Origin of the sequence: Saccharibacillus sp. CPCC 101409 (assembly GCF_030518235.1) — a bacterium.
GTDB lineage: Bacteria > Bacillota > Bacilli > Paenibacillales > Paenibacillaceae > Saccharibacillus.
The window spans coordinates 1-25,435 of sequence record NZ_JAULSA010000030.1; the positions used below are offsets into that span (position 1 = coordinate 1).

Consider the following 25,435-nt stretch of genomic DNA (forward strand, 5'->3'; position numbering starts at 1 on the left):
CGGGGTTCGCCGAAGCGACGGGTTCATGTTCGAATGACCGGTACTTGGTCATCCAGTTTTTCAAGGTACCCGTTGGGATATTCATTTCCTCCGCGATCTCCGGCAGGGTTTTCGTTTGCTCTTGGACGTACTTGACGGCTTGTTTCTTGAATTCTTCGTTATATCGTTGACGCTGCTCGGCCATAACGGACACCTCTTTCTTTGTTCCATATTATCCGGTGTCCCTTAACTCCGTGTCCACTTTTTATTCTAGACCCATATATGTATCTAATTCCTTTAAAACCTCGAATTTTCCGGAATTAAGTGTATATATGCAGTTATTCAAGCTTCTCTTTATATGTTTAAGTCTCCTCCAGCTGCGCTTCGCGTTTCCGAGCTTTCCACAACGCCTTGTCCAATCGCGCCTTGAAAATCCCCTCGTTCCCTGCAGCTTCGCGTCAACTGCGCCTCAAACGTCTCGGCTTCCCGCAATTTCTCACTTCTTGTCGCTCTGCTTCTCACGTTCCCGCCGCTCTGCACTTTCCCGCTAACTCCCCGCCAATCCTGCTTCGCGACCTCCACACGATCCCCATATCTGCCCGGCTCCGTTCCAACCTATTCAATCCCCCGCCTGCCCTCGCGAAGCGGCCATTACCTTGTCAACGCTAAAGGTAAGGTTACGCTCAACTGAGATTCGTACCTGACCCGTGTACGAATTCTCGGATGGAATCGCACCTAAAGCGTGTGCGTTTCAGGCGAAATTAAATCTCTGATTAAGAGTTGTCAATGTGCCAGCTTCATCGCTTCGCGCACCGCCGGATCTTCCAGCGGATCGATGTCCGCTTCGTAGGGCGCGTCGAGCCGGACGTCCGGTTCGGTCCGGAATTCTTCGTTCGGGCGGCCGTCGGCGCCGAGCGCCAGCTCCTGCGGAAAGCGTACCAAGTATCCGCTGTGGGGCAGCGCGCACAGAATCGGGCCTGTGCTCAGTCCGCCGCCTCCGGTCGTGGTGCCGATCAAGGTCGCCAGGCCGGAATCTTTGGCGAAGGAAGCGAACGATTCGGCCGCCGAATAGACGCCGCTATCGACCAGCACATATTTCGGACCCTCCACATGAAAGTCGGGAGAAGGAACGATGTAATTGAAATTGCGCATATACCGTTTGAAATCGGTGGCCGCTTCCGGCGGCAGCTCCGGCAGATCGCGTTTCAGCAGCTTTGCAATGTCTTCGCCTACGTCGATTTTTTGATAATACGTCAGATCCCGCATAAACGGCTGCTGGAATTCGCCTCCCCGGTACAGCAGATAGCTGTCCTGCGACAGCGAGTACTTGGTCAAATACGGAACCAGCTCCTGCGCCCAGTAGGCTGTGCTTCCGCCGGGATTGCCGCGGATATCGATCACAAGCGTCGTGTCCGGCCGGAGTCCGCGCAGAAATTCGAGCACGCCCGAAGATTCTTCTTGCATCCGGTCGTAATCGAAAGTCGGCAGGCGCAGATAAGCAAGCCGCAGTTCCGGCCAGTGCAAAGTAACGGGTTCCACATCGTAAGCCGTGTAAACGTAGCCGTCTTCGACTTCGTCGTAGCTTCCGTACGCATAGAGGTTCAAAGGCCGGCCCCGTTCGATCGGCAGCAGCTGATTGTTCATCATATACCGTCTCAGTACGGAGAAAGTGTGCATTTCCGCATTCCAGGCGTCATCGGAACCGTATTCGCCGTAAATCCGGTATAGCTGCTCCGCGAACAAGCCGTCGACCACATGCGTATGCCCGTCGTGCAGATCGTTCAGCGACCAGGTCAGCGCATCCAGAAATCCTTCGTCGTTGGCGGCTTCCGTCATCTGCCGGATATAGAACTCGCGGTTGGCCAGCCAGTCGGTGCCGGTGCGGCGCTCGTTCACGGCGAACAGCGGGTAGTTGTCCGCGAGCACGCCGACGATATATTCCGCGTCTTCGCGGCGTTCCTCGCGCGTCATCTGCGGACGCGAAGCGATAACGGACGCCTGCGCCGCCGTCAGCTCGACCGGCGGCCGGGGAGCGGCCGATTGGCCCAGAGCCGTCAGCAGGAGCAGGGGCAGCAGCGCCGGAAGGATTCGAAGACGCGTTTTTTTTCGGATGGACATAAGGACATTCCCCTTTCTTCAATCGTTCGCAATTCGGATGTTCACAATTCAGGAATAAGCCTGTACAAAGGCGGGGCAAGCGATATAAAAAGAAATCGTTGCTTCCCTACTTATAAAGCTTTGTGTCCGAAAGTCGAATCAGCCGCAGCGGCTGCCCGCTTGGACACCGTGGAAACTTGCTTGAACTGCGGCAAGCAAAAGCGTATGATCGGAAAACGAACTTACCGAAAGAAAGATTGTAGGGCGTGCACGCAAACTTCGAAGGCGGCTAAAGATGCACGTCGCCGAGTTTGCGTACACGCCCCAATCAAACGATACAAAAAAAGAAAGGGAGAGATGCCGCTTGAAATCGTTGACTGCCCCGCAGCGCCTCCTGCTGATCGTAACGCTCGTCCTGATCTGGGGCGTATCGTGGTCGATCTATAAAGTGTCGCTGGATTACACGCCGCCGCTGCTGTTCGCGGGTCTGCGCACGCTGCTCGGCGGACTGCTTCTGGTGCTGATTCTGCTGCCCAGACGGGACCGGATTCAATGGAAGCGGAACCGGAAGGTATATCTGGTCTCCGCGCTGTTCAACGTGGCGCTGTTCTACGGGATGCAAACGGTGGGGCTGCTCTATATGCCGTCGGGATTGTTCACGGTGCTTGTATACCTCCAGCCGGTGCTGGTCGGACTGCTGGCTTCGTTCTGGCTGGACGAGCGCATGACGCCTGCCAAAGCTTCCGGTCTGCTGCTCGGCTTCCTCGGCGTCGTCTCGGTCAGCGCGGGCGGCTTCTCCGGTCATATCGCCGTAATCGGCATTGTGCTGGGGATTGCGACGGCGATCAGCTGGGCGATCGGCACGGTGTTTATCAAAAAGGCGGGACCGTCCGTCGATTCGCTCTGGCTTGTCGCTTTCCAGTGCACGTTCGGCGGGATCGCGCTGACGCTGTCGGGATCGCTGACCGAGAACTGGAGCGATATTACCTGGAACGGCCCTTACTGGATCGGCCTGCTGTTCGGCGTGTTTCTGGGCATCGCGCTGTCCTGGATGATCTATGTCACGCTGGCGATGGCCGGCGAAGCGAGCCAGGTCGCTTCTTATACGTTTCTCGTGCCGCTGCTGTCCGTCCTCATCGGCACGCTGGCCCTGCACGAACCGTTCAGCCGTTTCCTGCTGCTGGGGCTGGCCCTGATCGGGGCGGGCGTCTATCTGGTCAACCGGAAGACCGCGCCCGCCGCGGCCTGAATCTCGTTTGGCAGCCGCGCCGGCGGCGGAGTGGTCCGCCGTCAAAAAAATTGCGCAATCCGTTCCGCGGCATACAGGTACTGCGCGCATATCGACACAGCCGTTCCATGCCGTCCCATCGGGCGGCCGGAACGGCTTTTTCGCATACGGTCCGCGCCGTCCGCTTCCTGTAGTCCGGCAGCGTCTCGTTTCCGTAAACCGGTCCCGCAATCTCATGTGTAAAAATGGGTATATAGGTTACACGGAGATGCGGCTGAGCACAGAAAGCCGACGACTGCCGCAAAGGAGGTGTGCTCCGGACTTCGCCCGCCTGCAAGCCGCCGAAGCCGGAGGTGCAAATTGGAAATTGTAAACATCGTACTCGTGATTTTGCTGATCGTATTGACCGCTTTTTTTGTCGCGTCCGAGTACTCGATTATCCGGGTGCGCGTATCGCGCATCAATCAGCTGGCCGACGAAGGAAACAAAAACGCCCGGGCGGTCAAACGCATTTTGTCGCGGCTGGACGAATTCCTGTCCGCGAGCCAGCTCGGGACGACGCTGACTTCGCTCGCGCTGGGCTGGCTGGGAGAATCGACGGTGGAGGAGCTGCTTGAGCCGGTATTCGTCTGGCTGCATATCCCCGATTCGATGACGGGCGTGCTGTCGTTTATCCTCGCTTTCCTGATCCTGACGTATTTCGAAGTGCTGATCGGGGAACTGGTGCCGAAGACGGTCGCGATCCAGCTCGCCGAACCGCTGGCGCTTGCGCTCGCGCGTCCGCTCATTATATTCTACCGGCTCACGTATCCGTTCAACTGGATCTTGAGCCGCTCCTCGCGCTTGATCAGCGGGGTGTTCGGCATCAAGCCTTTGTCCGAGGGGGAAGCCGCGCAGAGCGAAGCCGAACTGAGGCTGGCGCTGTCGGAAGGGGTGAAAAGCGGAGAAATCACGCCGACGGAATACCGCTATCTGAACAATGTGTTCGACTTCGACGAGCGCGATGCGCAGGAAATCATGGTGCCCCGCACCGAAATCCGGCATATCGCCCAGAACGCGGACGTGCGGGCTCTGCTGGATCTGCTCCAGGAGAAGACCTACAGCCTGGTGCCGGTATCGTTGAACGGGGACAAAGATCATATCGTCGGCATGGTGAACGTCAAGCAGGTGCTGAGCGATTACGTGCGCCGCGATCAGACGGAACCCCGGCCGATCGCTCTGTACATTCGTCCGGTGATCCAGGTGATCGAGACGGTGCGGGCGCGCGATCTGCTCGGCCGGATGCAGAAAGAAGGCATCCATATGGCCGTGCTGATGGACGAGTACGGAGGCACGTCGGGGCTGGTGACGCTGGAAGATCTGCTGGAGGAAATTGTCGGCGATATTCCGTCCAGTTCGTCGCCGGAAGGCGGCGCCGCGCCGACTCCGCTGATTCGCCAGAGCGGCGAAAGTTCATTCCTGCTTAGTTCGAACGCGCTGCTGCACGACGTCAACCGCAGCCTCGGCACGGATATCGATTCGGAAGAAGTGTATACGATCGGCGGCTGGCTGCTGTCGGAGAAATTCGACTTGAAGCAGGGCGACAAGCTGCGCGCCGGCGGCTGGGAATGGACGGTGCGCGAGATGCAGGACGGCCGCATCCGGCAGATCGAAGCGGCCAGGCGGCCGGCCGGAACGCAGGACGAGCAGGACTGAAACGGGAACTTACACAATCCGATTCGACGGCGAAAGGAGAAGATCGATATGAAAAAACGATTCGTACCGCAGCGAAAAGCAGCCGTTTCGTCCGTGCTGGCCGCCGGGACGCTGCTGGTTGCGCTTTCCGCGCCGGTCGGCGCTTACGCGGAAAGCCGGATCGACGCCGCGGCGAGGCCAGCGGCATATTCGCCCGAGGCGGCCGAAGCGCAGGCGAAGCAGAAGCGGGAAGTCATGCAGCAGGCCCAGCGTGCGCTGCGCGCGCTGGCGGACGGGAATTTCGGCAGGCTGGCCGATCTGGCCGCTCCGTCCGGCATACGCTTCTCGCCTTACGCTTACGTATCGAAGGAGACGGACGTCGTGCTGACGGCCTCGCAGCTGCGGGGACTCAAGACCGACAAGAAAGCGTACGACTGGGGCGAATACGACGGCAGCGGCGAACCGATCCGGCTCGATTTTTACAGCTACTATAACGAATTTCTGCACAACCTGCCGTATACCGCGCCCAACGCCATCGGCTACAACCGGATCGTACGCAGCGGCAATACAATCAGCAACCTGGCGAAAGTTTATCCGAAAGCGTCGTTCGTCGAGTTCTATGTCAAAGGCGGGCGCAGCGACCATCCTTCTTCGGAAGGCATGGATTGGGGCAGCCTGAGATTCGTTTTCGAACAAAGCGGCGGCGAATGGAAACTTTTCGGAATCGTGGGAGACCGCTGGACGATCTGAAAAAGACGCTTTTGTGGATAAAAAATCCTGTAATGTGAAGTTTGCGTAAAAGATCTCAACAGGTTGGGGATAACAAGTCGATTTTTGGGGATAACCTTGTGTATAATCGTCGAATAACCTGTGCGTAAACGGATAGTTATACACAATGTGTTCGGATTCCTTTCCGGGCCCGCCGCGTTTATAATGGAAGCAGGGGTTCCGCCGTACGATGGGGACCGTTTACAGGAAAGGGAGTGACCGTTATGGCCGCAAAAAACGCAAAGAAAAAACAGCCCGCCGCCCGGCCGAGCGCTTCGGATAAACCGGCAACGCTGAAAGACCTGCTGAATCCGGACGTGCTGGCCAAGCTGCAGGAGCAGTCCAACGCGCTGAAAGCGACCGAAGAAGAGCGCAAGCAGGAAGAACTGCGCCTCGCCGCGGAAGCGAAAAAAGCCGAGCGCAAACGGCTGGACAACGACTTCGAGTACCTGTTTAACCAGAGCGAGGACAAAAAGGTTCGCAAATACGATTGAACAAAGAAATGAACAAAGAAACGACAGCAAGCAGAAGACGGAAGCCGGCGGCTTTCGTCTTTTTTGCGCTGGAGCGGCTTTAAATAAAACAGGCAGGGAAGGTTGACAAAAAATCGGGAGTATTTTATAGTGTTCTTTATTAATCGTAAAAATTACTATTACTATTTAACGTTCTGCCAGGGAATAACGCGTCACGCGAGAACAGAAAGAAGGTCAACGAAACATGTCTGCCCAACCTATTCCGGTAACCGTATTGTGCGGCTATCTCGGCTCCGGTAAAACGACGCTGCTCAACCATATCCTGAACAACCGGCAGGGAATGAAAGTCGCGGTAATCGTCAACGATATGAGCGAGATCAATATCGACGCGGGTCTGGTGCGCGGCGAAGCCGGATTGTCCCGCACCGACGAGAAGCTGGTCGAGATGTCGAACGGCTGCATCTGCTGCACGCTGCGCGAAGATCTGCTGCTCGAAGTGCAGCGGCTCGCGCTCGAAGACCGGTTCGACTATATCCTGATCGAATCGACCGGCATCAGCGAACCGGTGCCGATCGCCCAGACGTTTACGTACGCCGACGAGAATACGGGGATCGACCTGACCGGACTGGCCCGGCTGGACTGCATGGTCACGGTCGTGGACGCCAACCGCTTCTGGCACGATTTCGAATCCGGCGAGACGCTGCTGGACCGGGGCGAAGCGTCGGGCGAGGACGATGCGCGCGATGTGGTGGATCTGCTGATCGACCAGATCGAGACGTGCGACGTGCTGCTGCTCAATAAATGCGACCTGGTGGCGGAAGAAGAGCTGAACCAGCTCGAAGCGGTCATCCGCAAGCTCCAGCCGTCGGCGAAGATCATCCGCACGAAGAACTCCGCGATCGACCCGGCGGAGATTCTGAATACCGGATTGTTCGATTTTGACAAAGCGAGTCTGTCCGCCGGCTGGCTGCAGGAGCTGCAAAAAGAAAGCCATACGCCGGAAACGGAAGAGTATGGCATCGGCTCGTTCGTGTACCGCCGCCGGCGTCCTTTTCACCCCGAGCGCCTGGCGGACTGGATGGGCGAATGGCCGGCCGAAGTGGTGCGCGCCAAAGGCATCGTCTGGCTCGCCGTGGCCGAAGACTGGGGCGCCAGCCTGAGCCAGGCCGGTCCGTCGGTCCAGTTCGGCCCGGCCGGATCTTGGATCGCCGCGCTGCCGGAACAAGAGCGGGCCCGCCTGCTGGCCGAAGAGCCGGATATGGCCGCGGACTGGGACGCCGAGACCGGCGACCGGATCACCGAGATCGTGCTGATCGGCATCGGGATGGACCGCGACCGGCTGGAAGCGGAACTCGACGAATGCCTGCTGAGCGAAGAAGAGCGCTCCGCCGACTGGTCGAGGTTCGTCAATCCGCTGCCGTGGACGACGGGCGAACCCGCGCCGGTCTGATATTTCCCGAGTCCTGCCCGAACTTTTTCCACCTCAATTCAAACTCAAAGGAGAGAACACCAATGGCCAAGAAATCGAAAGTCGTCCGTCAAAAACAGCGCGAAGCGACGGTAGCCAAATATGCCGAGCTGCGGCGCGAACTGAAAGAAAAAGGCGATTACGCCGCGCTGCAAAAACTGCCGAGAAACGCTTCCCCGACCCGGCTCAAAAGCCGCTGCGAATTGAGCGGACGCCCGCGCGGCTATCTGCGCAAATTCAAAATGTCCCGCATCATGTTCCGCGAGCTGGCGCACAAAGGCCAGATCCCCGGCGTCACCAAGTCGAGCTGGTAATTTCCGAGTCATTTTCGCATACAAGGAGGCAATAAATCATGAGAGTAATCGTTACCCTGGCCTGCACGGAGTGCGGCGACCGCAATTATACGACGACCAAGAACAAACGCAATCATCCCGAACGCCTGGAGCTGAAGAAATACTGCCCGCGTCTGAAAAAGTATACGATCCACCGCGAAACGCGCTAAATTTTTTTATTCGTTTTTAAAGTGTAAAGATTACGTTTAATCCCGGCCGGCAGGCACGGAAACGAGCGGAAGAAAGGAGCGGCGCAGCGAATGATTCTGTCTTCCATGCAAAACGTCGTGTTCGGTTACGGCAGCGAGCCGGTTGTCCGGGGGCTGTCCCTCGATGTGTATGCGGGCGAATTTCTCGGCATTACGGGGGAGAACGGAACGGCCAAAACGACGGTGCTCAAGCTGCTGCTCGGACTGCTCAAGCCGTGGAGCGGCACGGTCTCGCTGAACGAAGAAGCGATGGACGGCGGCAGGCCGGTCATCGGATACGTGCCGCAGCACGTCGCCTCTTTTAACAGCGGGTTTCCGAGCAAGGTCGCCGAGCTGGTGCGTTCCGGCTGTTATTCGAGGCTGGGCCTGCTGGAGCGGTTCGGCCTCAAACAAAGCGCCATTGTCGAGAACAGCCTCAAACAGGTCGGCATGTGGGAGCTGCGCAATCGCAGAATCGGCGAGCTGTCCGGCGGACAGAAGCAGAGAATCTGCATCGCCCGGGCGCTGGCGCAGGAGCCGAACGTGCTGATTCTCGACGAGCCGACGACCGGCATGGACGCCGCCAGCCGGATCGAACTGTACGAGCTGATGCACCATCAGGTCCGCCGCCACGGCTTCACCGTTATTATGGTCACGCACGGGGTGGAGGAAGCCGGGGCTTACCTGGACCGCGTGATCGCGCTGGAACGCTGACCGGACTTGCGGCGCGGTACGGCCCGGTCATTCGGAAAGAAAGGAAAAGGAGTCTTTGGATGTTCGCCTACGAATTTATGCACCGGGCTTTCTGGGCCGGCACGTTTCTCGGCCTGAGCGCCCCCGTGCTCGGCGTGTACCTGATGCTGCGCCGGCAGGTGCTGATGGCCGATACGCTGTCGCACGTCTCTCTGGCCGGCGTGGCGCTGGGCACGTTTATGAAATGGAATCCTGCGATGACGGGTTTTGCGGTCGCGATTGCGGCCGGCCTCCTCGTCGAGCAGCTCAGGCGTACGTATCGTACATACAGCGAGGTGCCGGTCGCGATCATGATGACGTCCGGTCTTGCGTTCGCGGTGGTTCTGATGAGTCTGGGCACCAATCTGTCGAAAAGTTTCAGCTCGTACCTGTTCGGCTCGATCGTCGCCGTCAGCGATACGCAGCTGCGGCTGATCGGGGGCGTGGCGCTGGTCGGCCTGCTGTTCTTCGCTTTGCTGCGTCGGCCGTTGTACAACCTGACTTTCGACGAAGAAACCGCGGCGATCGGCGGAGTGCGCGTCGGTCCGCTGTCGTTCGCTTTTTCCGTGCTGACGGGCATGACGGTCGCTGCGGCGATGCCGGTGGTCGGCGTGCTGCTGGTATCCGCGCTGATGGTGCTGCCCGCCGCGCTGGCTCTGCGCATCGCCGGCGGATTCCTGTCCGCGATCCTGATCGCGGTCGCCGCGGGGCTGACCGGCATCTACGGCGGGCTGACCGCTTCCTACTATATCAACACGCCTCCGGGCGGCACGATCGCGCTGATCCTGCTTGTTTTTCTATTGACCGGCATCGGCTGCAAAAGGCTGACGCTGATCGTCCGGCGCGGCAGCCGGCGGCACAAAAAAGAAAAGGGGAGTTATAAATGAAGAAAAAGCGGAATTGGAGCGGCCCGCTGCCTCTCTCCGCGGCGATGTTCGCCGCGGTGCTGGTGCTGGGCGGCTGCGGAGCGGCGGGCGGCGGGCAAAGCGCGCAGTCCGACGACAGCAAGGCGGCCGAGCAAAGCGCGCCCGCGGAATCGGCGGACGTCGCGCAGACGGCCGATACGGCCAAGCTCAAAGTCGAAGCAAGCTTCTACCCGATGTACGAGTTCGCCCGCAATGTCGGCGGCGATCTGGCCGACGTCGAATCGCTGATTCCGGCGGGCGTGGAGCCGCACGACTGGGAACCGACGCCGCAGGATATCGCGAAGATCGAAGAAGCGGATGTGCTCGTCTACAACGGAGCCGGCATGGAAGGCTGGATCGACCAGGTGCTGGACGGTTCCGGCAGCGGAAACCTGGTCTCGGCGGAAGCGAGCGGCGGGATCGACATCATGGAAGGCTCGGAGGAAGAAGAGCACGAACACGAGCACGAAGGCGAAGCCGCCGACGCGCATGAAGAAGCCCACGAGCACGAAGGCGAAGAAGCTCACGACCATGAGCACGGCCACGATCACGGCGGGCTCGATCCGCATGTCTGGCTGTCCCCGGCGCTGGCGATCGAAGAAGTGCGCAATATCGAAAAAGCTTTTGCCGAAGCGTCTCCCGAACACGCCGATCAATTCAAAAGCAACGCCGACGCGTATATCGAGAAGCTCGAAGCGCTGGACGAGGCATATAAAAGCGAACTGTCCGACGTCAAACGCAAAGATTTTATTACCCAGCACGCCGCTTTCGGGTATCTGGCTCACGAATACGGATTGACCCAGGTGCCGATCGCCGGACTGTCGCCGGAGCAGGAACCGTCCGCGCAGCAGATGGCCGAGATTGTGGAATTCGCCAAAGCCCATCAGGTCCGCACGATTTTCTTCGAAACGCTCGTTTCGTCCAAAGTCGCCGACACGATTGCAAACGAACTCGGCGCGAAAACCGCGGTGCTCAATCCGCTCGAAGGATTGACCGACGAAGAGATTGCCGCAGGCGAAGACTATATTTCCGTGATGCGCGGCAATCTCGAAGCGCTCAAAGCCGCGCTGAACGAATAAGCTGAACGAATAAAATTCGAACGCATAAAATCGAAATAAAAACGCCTCGCGCCGCGATCCAAGCGGCCGCGCAGGCGTTTTGCTATCCGGAAAATGTACGGCCGCGCGGCGTCGGCTCGCCAAGCTTCTCGCGATTCGGTATGATGGACGGGCAGGCTTGCCTTACGGAAGGAGGAGAAAACGATGAACGGAAAAAACCGATCCGATATCCGCGCCGGGCTGACGGTGGACATCGTGCTGAAAAAAGATCAGCGAACCGGCGCTTTGACGCGCGGCCGGGTGAAAGACATTCTGACCAATTCCTCGACGCATCCGCACGGCATCAAAGTGCGGCTGGAAGACGGCCAGGTAGGGCGGGTTCAGAAGATCGTGGATTGAACGGAATAGGCCTCGAACCGGGAAGACTGCGAGCCTCTGTCAATCCCGGCGATTAGAGAAGGAATATTCGCGTTTAATAGAAGGTAAAGATTTTTTTATCTTCAAAGCCGCTTGGCCGGCAGGGTATGCCGCGCCGCCGGGCGGAAGACAGGAGGAGCGCAGCATGAGCAGTATGCCGCAGGAGGCTGAGCCGAAGGTGGAACTGAAGTTTTTCCGTCCGGAGTACGAGAAGGCTTTGTTCGAAGACTACAAAGTGTCCGAGGAGCAGGAGAAATATACGGCGCTGCCGGCCAGAGCCATTCAGCTGTGCAGAGAAGACCGGGATCGCCATCCGATCGTGATTGTGGCGGAAGGCGTTCCCGTGGGTTTCTTCGTGCTGCATCGCGGCGACAAGATCCGCAGCGTGACCGAGTCCCCGCGCGCCATGCTGGTGCGCTCGCTGTCGGTGAATCTGGCCGAACAGGGCAAAGGGTACGCCAAGCGGGCGATGGGACTGCTGCCCAAGTTCGTCAGCGACTATTTTCCCGATATGAACGAGATCGTGCTGGTCGTGAACGAGCGCAACGAAGCGGGCATGCGTGTGTACGAGCAGGCCGGCTTCGAAGACCGCGGTCACCGCAAGCAGGGCCCGGTCGGCTCCCAGGTGCTGCTGCACTACCGGATGAACCGCAAGTAACCCGTAAGCTGCGCCGATGCAGCGCAAGCCGGAAAGAAGACGAGCCCGGGAAGCCGTCTGCTTTGCTCCGGCGGGCAGCTCCGGCCGCAGCGCAAAAAGGACTTCGCGCTCCACTTCTTGTGGAGTCGAAGTCCTTTTTACGCGGAGCCGGGTTTCAAGAGTCGCGAGGCTAGGCCGTGTACGCAAACTCAGCGACGTGCATCTTTAGCTGCCTTTTCGCCCTCCACAGCGTCACCTTTTCTTGACGTGCCCCGGCACGCCTTCGAAAAAGTTCCTTGTTGAGAACAAAAATTCAGCTAAATCTGCTTCCTTCGGAGTTTGCGTACACGCCCTAAACGGGCAGCAGCACCAGGATGATCGAAGACAAACTGAGGCACACGCTGACCAGGCACAGCACGAGCAGCACCTGCTTCGGATTGAGCCCGCTCGACAGCAGGCGGTAATGAATCTGCGAAGCGTCGGCTTCGTAGATCTTCTGGCCGTTCTTCAGCCGCTTGAGCACGACGAAGATATTGTCGAAGATCGGCACGCCGAGCGCGAGAATCGGCACAAGCAGCGACAGCAGCGTCGCCTGCTTGAACGCGCCGTCAAGCGCGATGATCGCCAGGATGAAGCCGAGGAACGTGGCGCCCGAGTCGCCCATGTACACTTTGGCCGGCGGTCTGTTGTACTTGAGATAAGCCAGACCCACGCCGACCAGGCTGATCGCCATCACGGCCGAATCGCCGCGGTGCTGGGCCATGGCCACGACGAACAGCGTGCCGGCCGAGATCGTGGCGAGGCTTCCCGCCAGGCCGTCGAGCCCGTCGGTGAAGTTGATGACCGTCGTGACGCCGAAGATCCACAGCAGCGTCAGCACAAGCTGCAGCCAGAACGGCAGCAGCACGTAATGATCCGTAAACGGATTGGTAAAGCCGGAGAAGCGGATGCCGGCCATAAAGACGAGCAGCGCGGCCAGCAGCTGGACGACAAGCTTGGGCAGCGCGGGGAACTCGCGGCGGCTGACTTTGTACCAGTCGTCCACCAGGCCGATCGCCAGGATCAGCAGCGATCCGCCCAGCACGGCGGCGGCTTCCGTAAGGCGCATATCGTTGAACAGTATGTAAGGGACGGCGAAACCGGCGAACAGCGCGATGCCCGCCATCAGCGGAATCGGTTCGCGGTGCAGCTTGCGTTCGTTGTCGGGTCGCGGCTTATCGACGAAGTCGAGATGGACGGCCCATCTTCGCAGGACGGGGATCAGAACCAGTGCGACGAGCAGCGAGAGTAGAAATGCGGCTAAATAGTGCATGAAACCTCCTTGGAAAAAGGCGGCACGGCCGGCCTGCCTCGGTTGTTGCGCTGCTGTCAGTATAGTCCCGTTCCGCGGAATGCGCAACGGATTTTCGCCTTTGCGATCCTGCTGAACAGATGCTTTTTTTCTATGATATTGGGGTTCTGTGTTATGATAGTGGAAGGATGCCGGCAGAGAAACCATACGGAAGCGCCGCAGGCGCGCGGGAGACGAGAACTTTATGAAACCGTTCATCAGACGGCTGAACGATATGAAAATTCGCAACAAGTTGATCTTTTTTTATGTAATCGTTGTCATGATCCCGGTGCTGATCGTCGGTTTGATCGTGATCCAGTATTTCCGGCAGGACGCGATTGCCAAAGGGATCGAGCAGACCGAGAACAACGTCCAGCGCGTCAAAACGCAAACGGAAAACCTGCTCAAAGTGCCGATCGGCGTCTCCAACCAGCTGCTGCTGGACCGGGATATGGAGCGCGTGGCGACGACCCGGTACGATCCCGACGATCTGGCCGAGCTGGTCAACGCCTATCGCGGATATACCGACTTTAACGATTACGAACGCGCCTATAACGAGATCCGCAGAATCCAGCTGTACGTGGACAACGATACGCTGCAGGACAATTTGCAGTTTATGCGCGTAACGCCGGAGATCGGCAAAGCTTCATGGTACAAGCAGGCCATCGAGAGCCGGTCGGTCGCGATCAACTGGGCCTACATCCAGGTGAACGTTCCGAACGCTTCGCCGCCCAAACAGCTTAGTCTGGTGCGGCGGCTTCAGTTTCCGACCGGGAGGGTGGCGGTACTGACGATCGAAGTCGATACCAGCTATCTGAACTCGATGCTCAGCCAGGAGCTGTTCAATACGATGATCGCGGACAAGGACGGTTATATCGTGGCGGCCAAAGACCGTTCCACAATCGGGCATACGCTGCGGGAAATGGGATTTGAAACGAATGCCGGAGGAGCGGACTCCGAGCGCACGTTCGAACGTCCGATCGACGGGGAAGCTTATCAAATTTCGGTCAATACGCTGATTCCGGAGTCGAGCGATACCGGATTGACGATCGTATCGGCTTTTTCGGCCGCGAGCATCGTGCACGATGCCAACCGGATCGGTTTGATCGGGGCGGGGCTGATCCTTTTCATCCTGCTGGTGGCGCTGTTTGCCGTTTATCTGATTTCCCGGCTGATCAGTTCGCGCCTGCTCAAGCTGAACCGCAACTTGAACCGCGTCGCGCAGGGCGATCTGGATACCGTGTCGCGCATCGGCGGACAGGACGAGATCGGGCAGCTGTCCGACCAGTTCAATTATATGGTGACCAATATCAAGGAACTGATGAACCAGGTCTACGAAGCCAGCGAAGCCAACAACCGGCTCGAAGTCATGCAGCGCGAGATCAAGCTGAAGATGCTGGCGAGCCAGATCAATCCCCATTTCCTGTTCAACGCGCTGGAATCGATCCGGATGAGGGCGCATATTCAGGGCGACAAGGAGATTGCGCATATCGTGCGGCTGCTCGGCAAGCTGATCCGCCGCAACCTGGAGATTGGCAACCGGCATACCCCGCTCAAAAGCGAGCTGGATATGGTTCGTTCGTATCTGGAGATCCAGAAGTTCAGACACGGGGAACGTCTCCATTACGAGCTGCTGGCGGATCCCGATACGCTCGACGTGACTCTTCCGCCGCTTATCGTACAACCGTTGATCGAAAACGCTATCGTCCATGGTTTGGAGAATAAGGAAGAGGAAGGAACGGTTCTGCTGCGCGCGGTGCGGACCGGAGAAGAGGTGCTGATTGACGTAGTCGACAACGGGGCGGGCATGACGCCCGAGCGCCTGCGCCAGGTCGAGGAGTCGATCCGCGAAAAAGAAGAAGGCGAGGACAGCCGCATCGGACTGCGCAACGTTCATCAGCGGCTGGTCATGACATACGGCGAAGAATACGGGCTGCATATTTCGAGCGAGTTCGGCAAAGGGACGCAAATTTATTTCAAGATACCCGCTGGGAGGGACGAATATGTTTAAAGTGCTGATTGTGGACGACGAACCGATGATCCGGGAAGGACTGCGCACCATCGTCGATTGGGCGTCGGAAGGCTTCGAGATCGTCGATACGGCGTCCAACGGCAAAGAAGGGCTGGAGAAATTCGGACGGCTTGCGCCGGATTTGACGATCGTCGATATCCGGATGCCGGGCATGAGCGGACTCGACCTGATCGAGAAAGTCCGCCAGGACAATTCGGAAGCCCATTTCCTCATTCTGAGCGGTTACGCGGAATTCGATTACGCCAAGCGCGCGATCGTCAGCGGGGTCAGCGGTTATCTGCTCAAGCCGGTGGACGAGGAGGAACTGATCGACGAGCTGCGGCGCGTGCGGGAGATGCTGGAGCGCGAGCGCACGGCTCGCAGCGCGCGCATGGAGCAGGACGCCGCGCTGCCCAAAGCGCAGCTGGTCGAAGAACTGCTGTTCGAAGACGAGCCGCTGGAAGAAACGCAGCGCGCCCGCCTGGCCGAAGCTCTGGGGGTGGCGGCGCCCGCTTACCGGATCGCGCTGCTCGACGTCCACGCGGGCGCCGAAGCCGAGTCGCGTCAGCTTGCCGCGCTGCGCCAGCGCCTGAAAGAAATGTTCGAGGAGAAAGGGGACGCGATCATGTTCTCGGCCGGGCCGCATATCGGCCTGCTGCTCGTCCGCCAGAGCTATGTGGAACGCGGCGAAGCGCTGCGGTCGGCCCTGCTCGAAGCGGCGGGCGGATTGGCGTTCCACGCCGCCCGCGGCCCGGCCGTGCCGGAGCTTGCGGCGGTCGCTCTGTCTTTCCGCGAAGCGGAAGGGCTGCTGCATGCCCGCTTCTTCTTCGAGAGCGGGGAGATTATCGAGCGCGAGAGCTACGAAGAGCGCTTTGCGGGCACGCGGGAGCCGGCCGCCGGCGAAGGAGACAGCGAAGAAGGCCCGCCGCTCGGCGACAAGCTGTACTACGCGCTCGATATCCGCAGCCGCGACGCGGCGGATAAAGTGCTGGCGGAACTCGACCGCCAGGTCCTGCTGCGCCGGATGGACGAATCGGCCGCCCGCAGCGAATACAGCCGCGCCCTGTCGCTCGCCGTCGGCAAGCTGTCTTCGGGCGAAGCGTCCGCGGCGGAGCTGTCGCGGAAGTTCCAGTCGCTGCTGCTGTCGGACGTCAATCACTCCCAGACCTACGGAGAGCTGAAACAGCGGGTCCGTTCGCGTCTGGGCGAACTGATCGACCGCTTCGGCGGGGCGAACAAAGATACCGTGCTCAAGCAGATGATCGACTTTATCCGGCGGAACTACAGCGAGAACCTCAAGCTCGAAGTACTTGCGGAGATGTTCGGCTACAACAGCGGCTATCTGGGCAAGCTGTTCAAGAATTACACCGGCGAATACTTCAACGCTTTCGTCGACAAAGTGCGGGTGGAGAAAGCCAAGGAGCTGCTGGCGCAGGGACTGAAAGTCCATCAGGTCGCCGCGCGCGTCGGCTATTCCAACGCCGACTACTTCCACGCCAAGTTCCGCAAATACGTCGGGACCTCGCCTTCCGCTTTCCGCAGCGAAGCCAGCGGCGATCAGCAGGGCGGAGAGCACTAAGAAGAGCTGCCGGTCGAAAAGGGGGACAAATTAGAGAATATCTCTAATTTGTCCCCCTTTTTTTCGCGAATTTTTAGAGAAAGGGTTTTTCATGTCTAATTTTCGCATGATTTTGTCTAAAATTCGTGGGGTATGCGCTTTCAAAGAAAACGCTTATCATTAGGTCATAAAGGAAACAGGAGGGGTCATAACCATGGAAACGCTAACACCTGGCGGTGCTTCCAACAACAAGCCGGGTGCTCCTGCTGCCGACGCAACCGCAGGTAAACGCTTTAAAAAGCAAAGTTTTTGGCGGACTGCTCTGCAGCAAAAGTACCTGTATTTAATGTCGCTGCCTTTTGTCATCTGGGCGTTCGTATTCAGTTACCTGCCGCTGTGGGGCTGGACGATGGCATTTCAGGATTTTAAACCGGCCAGAGGATTTTTCGATCAAAAATGGGTCGGATTCAAACACTTCCAAGAACTCTTTACCGACGACCGCTTCTACCTGGCGCTTCGCAATACGCTGGCAATGAGCGTCATGGGATTGCTCGTAGGCTTCGTCGTTCCGATTTTCTTCGCGATTCTTCTCAACGAACTGCGCGGCATGGTGTTCAAGCGTTTCGTACAAACCGTTTCTTATCTGCCCCACTTCGTATCTTGGGTAGTCGTAGCGGGTATCGTAACCAAGATGCTGTCGACGCAGGGCGGCGCAATCAACGAATTGTTGGTCGGACTGCATATCATAAAAGAACCCATACAGTTTATGGCTCAGGGGAACTGGTTCTGGTACATTGTAACCGCTTCCGATGTATGGAAAGAAATGGGCTGGAACACGATCATTTATCTGGCGGCCATTACGGGCATCGACCCCGAATTGTATGAAGCTTCCCGTGTGGACGGCGCGAGCCGCTACAGACAAATGTGGCATATTACGCTGCCGGGCATTCGCACGACAATCTCCGTATTGTTTATCATGTCGATCGGTCACCTGATCCAGATCGGCTTCGAGAAACAGATGCTGCTGGGCAACAACCTGGTGCTGGAATACTCACAGGTGCTTGAACTGTACGCACTGCAGTACGGCTTGCAGATGGGGCGCTTCTCATACGGTACCGCAATCAGTATCTTCAACTCCGTCGTCAGCCTTATCCTGCTGTTTACGGTAAACGGCATCTTCAAAAAAGTATCCAAAGAAAGCATCATGTAAGGGAGGAAGCGTCATGGCAGCACCAAAAGCGTTTAACGCCACACGCGGCGATAAAGTCTTCGACATCTGCAACGTTATCCTGATGTCGCTGGTTCTGATCGTTACCCTGTATCCGTTCCTGAACGTTCTGGCGATCTCGCTCAACGATTCGGCGGATTCGGTCCGGGGCGGCATTACGATCATTCCGCGCGTGTTCACTTTTGAGAACTATCAGCAAATCTTTCAATACGACGGCCTGATCACGGGTCTTCGCAACTCGATTATCCGGACTGTGGCCGGTACGCTGCTGGGCCTGCTCAGCGCCTCCATGCTGGCTTACACGCTCAGCCGTCCGGACTTCCAGGCCCGCAAGTTCACTTCGACGTTCCTGGTTGTAACCATGTATGTAACCGGCGGTCTGATTCCGGTGTACATCCTGTTCCGCGACCTGCACCTGCTGGGCACGTTCTGGGTATACATCCTGCCGGGTATCGTGAGCGCGTTCAACGTTATCGTCATCCGTTCCTTTATCGACGGGCTGCCGTACGCGCTTCAAGAATCGGCCAAGCTCGACGGAGCGAACGACTTCACGATCTATTGGAGAATCATTCTTCCGCTGTGTAAGCCGGTGCTTGCGACGATCGCGCTGTTCCTAGCGGTCGGCCAATGGAACTCCTGGTTCGACTCTTATCTGTACAACGGCAGCCACGCCGAATGGACGACGCTGCAGTTCGAACTGATGAAGGTGCTCCAGAGCACCCAGCAGGGTGGAAGCGGCGGAATGGTCAACCCCAACAATATGGCGGAGCAGATGAAGCAGATCTCGCCGGAAGCGATCAAGATGGCGATTACGGTCGTCGTTACGGTCCCGATCCTGGTCGTGTATCCGTTCCTGCAAAAGTACTTCGTCAGCGGCATGACCCTGGGAGCGGTAAAGTCTTAATCGCTTCCCGGACAATTCAGGTATCGGAGGGAGATTCCGGTCTCCCTTTATACGCAGGGCGCTTTGCGAAATTCGCCTGAAGAACTTTTCCAGCAATTTTGACAAAGAGCTCAACTATAGATAAAGAATATTTTCAGGGTGATTTGAAAGGGAGGTTTTTTAAAGTGGTAAGCAAGAAAGCAAAATGGGTAGCACCGGTTGCTCTGGCATCGATCGTGGGATTGACGGCCTGCGGCGGCGGAAGCAGCAGCAGCGACGACAAAGCGGCGGCGGATACGGAAAACGGACCGATTACGTTCTCGCTGTTCAGCGCCGATTCCAACAACAACTGGGCAAACATGCAGGACGAAGTAGGCAAAAAGATTACCGAGAAGACGGGCGTAACGCTGAATGCCGAATACGCGGTCGGGGGCGACACGCAGAAAGTTTCCCTGATGATCGCATCCGGCGAATATCCGGATCTGATCATGCCTAAAGGCGACACAACGAAGCTGGTCGAAGCCGACGCGCTGGTCGACCTGACGGATCTGATCGATAAATACGCTCCGAATATCAAGAAACTTTACGAAAACGATATGAACCGCCTGAAATTTAGCAAAGAAGATCCGTCCATTTATATCATCCCGACATACAGCGGCGTGGGTCAAACCTCGTTCGACGCGGGCGGCGGTTTCGAGCTGCAGCTGGAAGTCCTGAAAGAACTGGGCTATCCGGAAATCCGTACGCTCGACGATTACGAGAAAGCGTTGAAAGAATACTATGCGAAAAACCCGACGATCAACGGACAGCCGACGATTCCGCTGTCGCTGAACGCGGACGACTGGAAGATCATGATCGGCGTAACGAACCCGGCGTTCCTGGCTACCGGCCTGCCGGATAACGGCGAATTCTACATCAATCCGGAAACGTACGAAGCGCAGCTGCACTACAAGCGCCCGGAAGAAAAAGAATATTTCCGCTGGTTGAACAAAATGTACAACGAAGGCCTGCTGGACAAAGAAACGTTTACGCAAAAAAGCGACCAATACCTGGCGAAGATCTCCAGCGGACGCGTGCTCGGCACGATCAACCAGGAGTGGGACTACTCCGAAGCGGAGAACACGCTGAAAGCTTCGAGCGACAAAACGATGCAAAACCGCATCTTCGGACACTTCCCGGTTACGCTGAACACCGAGTATAAAGACCACTCCTTCATGGATGTAGGTTTCCCGGGCGGATACGGAATCGGCATTACGACGAATCTGAGCGAAGCGGAGCAAATCCGCGCGATCAAATTCCTCGACTGGATGGCTTCCGAAGAAGGACAGGTTCTGAACAACTGGGGTATCGAAGGCGAGCAGTACAAAGTCGAAAACGGCAAACGCGTAATCCCGCAGGAAGTGCAGGATCGCAAAACGAGCGACAACGCCGCATTCACCAAAGAAACGGGTATCGGCATGTACACGCTGATGTCCCCGCACTACGGCGACGGCGTAAAAGATTCGACGGACAACTACTACACAACGAACTTCCCGGAACAAATTCAAGCCGCTTATACGCAGCCTGAAAAAGACGCGCTTAAAGAATACGGCGCACAAACCTGGAAGGATATCTTCCCGCCTGCGGACGAACTGGGCACAAGCCCATGGGGCGCGGCTTACAACCTGCCCGCACCGACAGATCCGTCTTATACAGTAGGCTTCCAGAAATCGCAGGATATCGTGCGTAAACGCATTCCGGAAGCGATCCTGGCTTCGCCGGATAAGTTCGACGGCATCTTCGACGGCATGATTGAAGAGCTGAACGCGGCCGATATCGTAGCTATGGAAAAAATGTTTACTCAGCAAATCAAAAATACGGTTGAACTTTACGAAGGCAAGTAAGCAGCCGCAGCATAGAAACGTAGAAAAAGGCCCCTTTTAAGGGCCTTTTTTCTTTTTGAAGAAAAAATAAACATTTCTGTTGACAAGAATGACGCAGCGCGCTATATTCTTAAGTGTAAGCACTTACATTATCTAATGAAGCAAAACATCAAAGCAAATGAAGAGGCAGGTTTCGAAAACGCTTCACCCAACTATTAACAAAAGCGCCAGCACAGGAGAATGAACTTAATTCATAATTAGCTTTTATGATTTAATTGTGTAAGCGCTATTAATGGGAACATTGAGAGAAATGCCAAGCCGGCGGTAGCCGGCGGAATAAGGATCGGTATAACCGGGCGGCGCCCGTTGTACACATATAAAATCCATCCAAAGGGGGATGTAGATTGATGAAGGGGAAAACGAAAAAAATGGCGGCTCTGCTTATGACGAGCACGCTGGTTGTAGCGGCGGGATGCGGTGGCGGCGGTACCACGAAGACGGCGGATGCGCCGGCAAAGAGCAGCGATACCGGAACGGAAACGACCACGACCGGAGCGGACAACGCAGCCGCGACGGTGAGCACGGACCCGATTACCTTCACGTTCTTCGGCGGCGACGCCAGCCCGAACTGGAACAACATGCAGGACGCGGTAGGCAAAAAGATCACCGAGAAGACGGGTGTATCGCTGAATGCGGAATTCGCCGTCAGCGGCACCGACCAGCAGAAGATCGCGCTGATGATCGCTTCCGGCGAATATCCGCAGATCATTTTCCCGAAAGGCGAAACGAGCAAACTGGTCGAAGCGGGCGCCATGGTGGATCTCACCGACCTGATCGACAAGTATGCGCCCAACATCAAGAAAATCTACGGTCCTTACATGAATCGCCTGAGATACAGCAAGGACGACCCTTCCATCTACACCATCCCTACCAATAGCATGGTCGACAATACGTACTTCGATGCGGGCGGCGGATTCGAACTCCAGCTCGACGTACTGAAAGAACTGGGCTATCCGGAAATCCGTACGACCGAAGACTTTGAGAAAGCGCTCAAAGACTACTATGCGAAACACCCGACGATCGACGGCCAGCCGACGATCCCGCTGCTGCTGAACGCGGACGACTGGAAGATCATGATCACGGTAACGAACCCCGCGGTTTACGCAACGGGCGGACCGGACGACGGCGAGTTCTATATCGATCCGGAAACGTACGAAGCGAAGCTGCACTACAAACGTCCGGAAGAAAAAGAATATTTCCGCTGGCTGAACCATATGTACAACACCGGCCTGCTGGATAAAGAAACCTTTACGCAAAAGAACGACCAGTACCTGGCGAAGATCGCCAGCGGCCGCGTACTCGGCCTGATCGACCAGAACTGGGATTACGGCGAAGCCGAAAACTCCCTGAAGAGCGCGGGCAAATACGAGCGCACTTACGGTCACTTCCCGGTTACGCTGAGCGAAGAGTACAAAGACCACTCGTTCGTCGATATCGGCAACGGCAGCGGCTACGGCGTGGGCTTCACGACCGCGATGAAAGAAGAAGACCAAATTCGCGCGATTCAATTCCTGGACTGGATGGCTTCCGATGAAGGCCAGATCCTCAACAACTGGGGCATCGAAGGCGAACAGTATACGATGGAGAACGGCAAGCGCGTGATTCCGCAGGACGTGCAGGACCGCAAAAACAACGACAACGCCAACTTCACCAAAGAAACGGGTATCGGCATGTACGCTCCGGTTACCGTTCGCTACGGCGACGGCGTGAAGGATTCGACGGACAACTACTACACGACGAACTATCCGGAACAAATCACGGCCAACTACAGCGAACCGATGAAGGAAGCGCTGAAAGCGTACAAAGCCACGACCTGGAAAGACCTGTTCCCCGGCAAAGACGAATTCCCGGTTAAAGCATGGGGCGCGGCGTACAACCTGCCGTCGCCAAGCAGCCCGGACTTCACCGTACCGTTCCAAAAATCGCAGGATATCGTCCGCAAAGCGATCCCGGCCGCAATCGTGGCTACACCGGATCAATTCGAAGGCATCTACGACCAAATGCTGACCGATCTCGAAGGTTCCGATATTCCGAAAATGGAAGCTATGTATACGGAACTGATTAAAAACACCGTGGACACATGGGGCGGCACCGAAGCCAAATAAGCAGTAACCCCAATGACGAAAGACCTTCATCCGCTGAGGATGGAGGTCTTTTTGCTGCAAAACCATTGCAAAGCTGAACAAAATAAGTCGATCGACATGCGCGGTGCGGGAAAGAGATATTTTTCGAACAAAGAAGGCCATTCGAAGCGTTTCGATTGTAAACGGGCCGGGTAGTGGACATAAAGGGAAACTTTTGATTTTCCTTTTATGAAAGCGCTTAATTAAATAGGGTTCGCGTACAGAAAAATCGGAAGGGCGGGGTAATATGAAAAAAACAAAAGGGGCGAAAGCGGCGCTGCTGCTGACCGCGGTGTCGTTGACGGCGGCAGGCTGCGGAAACGGGTCGTCCGAACCGTCAAAGCAGGCTGCGAACACAGAAGAAAACGAAACGTCGCCGGTGACGTTTACCTTTTTCGGCGGGGACGCCAATCCGAACTGGACCGGCATGAACGACGAAACGGGCAAAGCGATCGTGGAAAAAACGGGCGTAACCATCGACGGCGAGTTCGCGATCAGCGGTACCGACCAGCAGAAGATCGCGCTGATGATCGCCTCCGGCGAGTACCCCGAAATCCTGTATCCCAAAGGCGAAACGAGCAAGCTGGTCGAAGCGGGGGCGCTGGTGGATCTGACCGACCTGATCGACAAGTACGCGCCCAATATCAAAAAGCTGTACGGTCCGTACATGAACCGGCTGCGCTACAGCAAAGACGATCCCGCCATTTATACGATTCCTACCAATACGGCGGTCGACAATACGGCTTTCGACGCGGGGGGAGGCTTCGAGCTGCAGCTGGCCGTGCTGGAAGAGCTGGGCTACCCGGAGATCCGCACAACGGAAGATTTTGAAAAAGCGCTCAAAGAGTACTACGCCAAGCATCCGACGATCGACGGCCAGCCGACGATTCCGCTGCTGCTGAACGCGGACGACTGGAAGATCATGATTACGGTAACGAACCCGGCCGTATACGCGACGGGCGGACCGGACGACGGAGAGTTCCATATCGATCCGGACACGTACGAAGCAAAACTGCATTACAAGCGCCCGGAAGAAAAAGAATATTTCCGCTGGCTGAACCATATGTATAATGAAGGACTGCTCGACAAAGAAACGTTTACGCAGAAGAACGACCAGTATTTGTCCAAGATCGCCAGCGGCCGCGTACTCGGGCTGATCGATCAGGATTGGGATTACGCCGAAGCCGAAAACTCGCTCAAAGCGGCCGGCAAATACGAACGGACTTACGGCCATTTTCCGGTCACGCTGAGCGAAGAATACAAAGACCATTCGTTTGTCGATATCGGCAATGCGTCGGGCTACGGGATTTCGTTTACCACGGCGATGAGCGAAGAGAAACAGATCCGGGCGATGAAGTTTCTCGACTGGATGGCGTCCGACGAAGGACAGGTTCTGGTCAACTGGGGAATCGAGGGCAAGCATTACAAGATCGAAAACGGCAAGCGGACGATTCCGGCCGATGTGTTGGAGCGCAAAAATAACGACAATACCAATTTTCAAAAAGAAACGGGGATCGGGCTGTATACGCCGTTCACGGTTCGCTACGGCGACGGCGTGAAAGACTCGACGGACAATTACTACACGACAAATTACCCGGAACAGATTACGGCCAATTACAGCGAACCGATGAAGAAAGCGCTGAAAGCGTACGATGCGACCACCTGGAAAGATTTGTTCCCGGGCAAAGAAGACTTTCCGGTCAAGGCGTGGGGGGCGGCGTACAATCTGCCTTCGCCGGGCGGGCCGGACTTTACCGTGCCTTACCAGAAATCGCAGGATATCGTGCGCAAAGCGATTCCGGCGGCGATCGTCGCTCCGACGGATCGATTCGACGCCATCTACGATCAAATGTTAAACGACCTGGAAGGCTCGGGCATTCCGCAGATGGAAGCCCTGTATACGCAGCTGATCAAGGATACGGTGGACGCCTGGGGCGGCGCGGATGCGAAATAGGATTTCATTCCGGCGATTGAAAGATCTTCATCGAAAGACCTTCATCGATAAGATGAAGGTCAGGCTGTCGAGAAAGCCGGGTATTGTTCCAAACGGAAAATAGCGGCACAGGTACACCTGTTTGGGGCGAAATCCTTCGATTTCTCCAAATAGCGACGCAGGTGCAGCTATTCGGGGATCAGAGGCCGAATCGAAGCGCAAAAGCTCGAAATTGGGTCTAGAATAAAAAGTGGACACGGAGTTAAGGGACACCGGATAATATGTAACAAAGAAAGAGGTGTCCGTTATGGCCGAGCAGCGTCAACGATATAACGAAGAATTCAAGAAACAAGCCGTCAAGTACGTCCAAGAGCAAACCAAAACCCTGCCGGAGATCGCGGAGGAAATGAATATCCCATCCGGTACGCTGAAAAACTGGATGACCAAGTACCGGTCATTCGAACATGAACCCGTCGCTTCGGCGAACCCCG

General features: G+C 56.9%; 23 protein-coding genes. 20 read left to right on the plus strand and 3 right to left on the minus strand.

Annotated features, from left to right (window positions below; genetic code table 11):
- A partial coding sequence (locus QWJ34_RS26445; protein ID WP_302732116.1) for a transposase occupies positions 1–184 on the minus strand: 184 nt, incomplete at its 3' end.
- 578 nt (positions 185–762) lie between these two features.
- The gene (locus QWJ34_RS26450; protein ID WP_302732117.1) at positions 763–2,097 is read right to left on the minus strand and encodes a S41 family peptidase; all 1,335 of its coding nucleotides are present in this window, start codon (positions 2,095–2,097) and stop codon (positions 763–765) included.
- 343 nt (positions 2,098–2,440) lie between these two features.
- Here QWJ34_RS26450 and QWJ34_RS26455 point away from each other — a divergent pair, with 343 nt between their 5' ends.
- The 12 genes from QWJ34_RS26455 (at position 2,441) to QWJ34_RS26510 (ending at position 11,977) form a co-directional block, all read left to right on the plus strand.
- Positions 2,441–3,325 (plus strand): DMT family transporter, encoded by an 885-nt coding sequence (locus QWJ34_RS26455; protein WP_302732118.1) that lies wholly within the window; start codon positions 2,441–2,443, stop codon positions 3,323–3,325.
- A gap of 339 nt (positions 3,326–3,664) precedes the next feature.
- A complete protein-coding gene (locus QWJ34_RS26460) occupies positions 3,665–4,999 on the plus strand; it encodes a hemolysin family protein (RefSeq protein WP_302732119.1) in 1,335 nt (444 codons plus the stop codon).
- A gap of 48 nt (positions 5,000–5,047) precedes the next feature.
- Positions 5,048–5,728, plus strand: coding sequence for a hypothetical protein (locus tag QWJ34_RS26465; RefSeq protein WP_302732120.1), 681 nt, complete (start codon positions 5,048–5,050; stop codon positions 5,726–5,728).
- Between the two features lie 242 nt (positions 5,729–5,970).
- Positions 5,971–6,240, plus strand: coding sequence for a DUF3886 domain-containing protein (locus QWJ34_RS26470; protein WP_302732121.1), 270 nt, complete (start codon positions 5,971–5,973; stop codon positions 6,238–6,240).
- 223 nt (positions 6,241–6,463) lie between these two features.
- Positions 6,464–7,669 (plus strand): GTP-binding protein, encoded by a 1,206-nt coding sequence (locus QWJ34_RS26475; RefSeq protein WP_302732122.1) that lies wholly within the window; start codon positions 6,464–6,466, stop codon positions 7,667–7,669.
- A 62-nt stretch (positions 7,670–7,731) separates the two neighbouring features.
- The gene (gene rpsN, locus QWJ34_RS26480; RefSeq protein WP_302732123.1) at positions 7,732–8,001 is read left to right on the plus strand and encodes a 30S ribosomal protein S14; all 270 of its coding nucleotides are present in this window, start codon (positions 7,732–7,734) and stop codon (positions 7,999–8,001) included.
- A gap of 38 nt (positions 8,002–8,039) precedes the next feature.
- Positions 8,040–8,189 (plus strand): 50S ribosomal protein L33, encoded by a 150-nt coding sequence (gene rpmG, locus QWJ34_RS26485; protein ID WP_087801633.1) that lies wholly within the window; start codon positions 8,040–8,042, stop codon positions 8,187–8,189.
- A 90-nt stretch (positions 8,190–8,279) separates the two neighbouring features.
- Positions 8,280–8,921 carry an ATP-binding cassette domain-containing protein gene (locus QWJ34_RS26490; RefSeq protein WP_368047221.1) on the plus strand — a complete coding sequence of 214 codons (642 nt, stop codon included), beginning with the start codon at positions 8,280–8,282 and terminating at the stop codon, positions 8,919–8,921.
- Between the two features lie 59 nt (positions 8,922–8,980).
- Positions 8,981–9,826, plus strand: a complete 846-nt coding sequence (locus QWJ34_RS26495) for a metal ABC transporter permease (protein WP_302732124.1) — start codon at positions 8,981–8,983, stop codon at positions 9,824–9,826.
- Positions 9,823–10,923 carry a metal ABC transporter substrate-binding protein gene (locus QWJ34_RS26500; protein WP_302732125.1) on the plus strand — a complete coding sequence of 367 codons (1,101 nt, stop codon included), beginning with the start codon at positions 9,823–9,825 and terminating at the stop codon, positions 10,921–10,923. The genes QWJ34_RS26495 and QWJ34_RS26500 overlap by 4 nt, the downstream gene beginning before the upstream one ends.
- A gap of 183 nt (positions 10,924–11,106) precedes the next feature.
- The gene (locus tag QWJ34_RS26505; RefSeq protein WP_302732126.1) at positions 11,107–11,301 is read left to right on the plus strand and encodes a YwbE family protein; all 195 of its coding nucleotides are present in this window, start codon (positions 11,107–11,109) and stop codon (positions 11,299–11,301) included.
- A gap of 163 nt (positions 11,302–11,464) precedes the next feature.
- Positions 11,465–11,977, plus strand: a complete 513-nt coding sequence (locus QWJ34_RS26510) for a GNAT family N-acetyltransferase (RefSeq protein WP_302732127.1) — start codon at positions 11,465–11,467, stop codon at positions 11,975–11,977.
- A gap of 331 nt (positions 11,978–12,308) precedes the next feature.
- Here the strand turns inward: QWJ34_RS26510 and QWJ34_RS26515 are convergent, their stop codons facing one another.
- On the minus strand, positions 12,309–13,268 hold the full coding sequence (locus tag QWJ34_RS26515) for an MraY family glycosyltransferase (RefSeq protein ID WP_302732128.1): 960 nt from the start codon (positions 13,266–13,268) through the stop codon (positions 12,309–12,311).
- A gap of 223 nt (positions 13,269–13,491) precedes the next feature.
- On the opposite strand from QWJ34_RS26515, the gene QWJ34_RS26520 reads away from it, so the two are divergent.
- From QWJ34_RS26520 to QWJ34_RS26555, 8 genes are all read left to right on the plus strand, one after another.
- The gene (locus QWJ34_RS26520; RefSeq protein WP_302732129.1) at positions 13,492–15,297 is read left to right on the plus strand and encodes a cache domain-containing sensor histidine kinase; all 1,806 of its coding nucleotides are present in this window, start codon (positions 13,492–13,494) and stop codon (positions 15,295–15,297) included.
- Positions 15,290–16,876: a response regulator transcription factor gene (locus QWJ34_RS26525; RefSeq protein ID WP_302732130.1), complete on the plus strand. Its 1,587-nt coding sequence runs from the start codon at positions 15,290–15,292 to the stop codon at positions 16,874–16,876. The genes QWJ34_RS26520 and QWJ34_RS26525 overlap by 8 nt, the downstream gene beginning before the upstream one ends.
- A 193-nt stretch (positions 16,877–17,069) precedes the next feature.
- Positions 17,070–18,065: an ABC transporter permease gene (locus QWJ34_RS26530; protein ID WP_302732131.1), complete on the plus strand. Its 996-nt coding sequence runs from the start codon at positions 17,070–17,072 to the stop codon at positions 18,063–18,065.
- Positions 18,066–18,078: 13 nt separating this feature from the next.
- A complete protein-coding gene (locus QWJ34_RS26535) occupies positions 18,079–18,987 on the plus strand; it encodes a carbohydrate ABC transporter permease (RefSeq protein WP_302732132.1) in 909 nt (302 codons plus the stop codon).
- 164 nt (positions 18,988–19,151) lie between these two features.
- Positions 19,152–20,849, plus strand: coding sequence for an ABC transporter substrate-binding protein (locus QWJ34_RS26540; protein ID WP_302732133.1), 1,698 nt, complete (start codon positions 19,152–19,154; stop codon positions 20,847–20,849).
- Between the two features lie 386 nt (positions 20,850–21,235).
- A complete protein-coding gene (locus tag QWJ34_RS26545) occupies positions 21,236–22,993 on the plus strand; it encodes an ABC transporter substrate-binding protein (protein ID WP_302732134.1) in 1,758 nt (585 codons plus the stop codon).
- Between the two features lie 265 nt (positions 22,994–23,258).
- A complete protein-coding gene (locus QWJ34_RS26550; RefSeq protein WP_302732135.1) occupies positions 23,259–24,965 on the plus strand; it encodes an ABC transporter substrate-binding protein in 1,707 nt (568 codons plus the stop codon).
- 286 nt (positions 24,966–25,251) lie between these two features.
- Positions 25,252–25,435: transposase (locus tag QWJ34_RS26555; RefSeq protein ID WP_302732136.1), on the plus strand; the 184-nt coding region annotated here is incomplete at its 3' end.

Coding starts and splice junctions, on each gene's coding strand:
- QWJ34_RS26545 (WP_302732134.1), top strand. CDS start 21,236: ATGAAGGGGAAAACGAAAAAAATGGCGGCTCTGCTTATGACGAGCACG.
- QWJ34_RS26450 (WP_302732117.1), bottom strand. CDS start 2,097: ATGTCCATCCGAAAAAAAACGCGTCTTCGAATCCTTCCGGCGCTGCTG.
- rpmG (WP_087801633.1), top strand. CDS start 8,040: ATGAGAGTAATCGTTACCCTGGCCTGCACGGAGTGCGGCGACCGCAAT.
- QWJ34_RS26515 (WP_302732128.1), bottom strand. CDS start 13,268: ATGCACTATTTAGCCGCATTTCTACTCTCGCTGCTCGTCGCACTGGTT.
- QWJ34_RS26550 (WP_302732135.1), top strand. CDS start 23,259: ATGAAAAAAACAAAAGGGGCGAAAGCGGCGCTGCTGCTGACCGCGGTG.
- rpsN (WP_302732123.1), top strand. CDS start 7,732: ATGGCCAAGAAATCGAAAGTCGTCCGTCAAAAACAGCGCGAAGCGACG.
- QWJ34_RS26530 (WP_302732131.1), top strand. CDS start 17,070: ATGGAAACGCTAACACCTGGCGGTGCTTCCAACAACAAGCCGGGTGCT.
- QWJ34_RS26495 (WP_302732124.1), top strand. CDS start 8,981: ATGTTCGCCTACGAATTTATGCACCGGGCTTTCTGGGCCGGCACGTTT.
- QWJ34_RS26470 (WP_302732121.1), top strand. CDS start 5,971: ATGGCCGCAAAAAACGCAAAGAAAAAACAGCCCGCCGCCCGGCCGAGC.
- QWJ34_RS26535 (WP_302732132.1), top strand. CDS start 18,079: ATGGCAGCACCAAAAGCGTTTAACGCCACACGCGGCGATAAAGTCTTC.
- QWJ34_RS26475 (WP_302732122.1), top strand. CDS start 6,464: ATGTCTGCCCAACCTATTCCGGTAACCGTATTGTGCGGCTATCTCGGC.
- QWJ34_RS26505 (WP_302732126.1), top strand. CDS start 11,107: ATGAACGGAAAAAACCGATCCGATATCCGCGCCGGGCTGACGGTGGAC.
- QWJ34_RS26520 (WP_302732129.1), top strand. CDS start 13,492: ATGAAACCGTTCATCAGACGGCTGAACGATATGAAAATTCGCAACAAG.
- QWJ34_RS26510 (WP_302732127.1), top strand. CDS start 11,465: ATGAGCAGTATGCCGCAGGAGGCTGAGCCGAAGGTGGAACTGAAGTTT.
- QWJ34_RS26525 (WP_302732130.1), top strand. CDS start 15,290: ATGTTTAAAGTGCTGATTGTGGACGACGAACCGATGATCCGGGAAGGA.
- QWJ34_RS26490 (WP_368047221.1), top strand. CDS start 8,280: ATGATTCTGTCTTCCATGCAAAACGTCGTGTTCGGTTACGGCAGCGAG.
- QWJ34_RS26465 (WP_302732120.1), top strand. CDS start 5,048: ATGAAAAAACGATTCGTACCGCAGCGAAAAGCAGCCGTTTCGTCCGTG.
- QWJ34_RS26500 (WP_302732125.1), top strand. CDS start 9,823: ATGAAGAAAAAGCGGAATTGGAGCGGCCCGCTGCCTCTCTCCGCGGCG.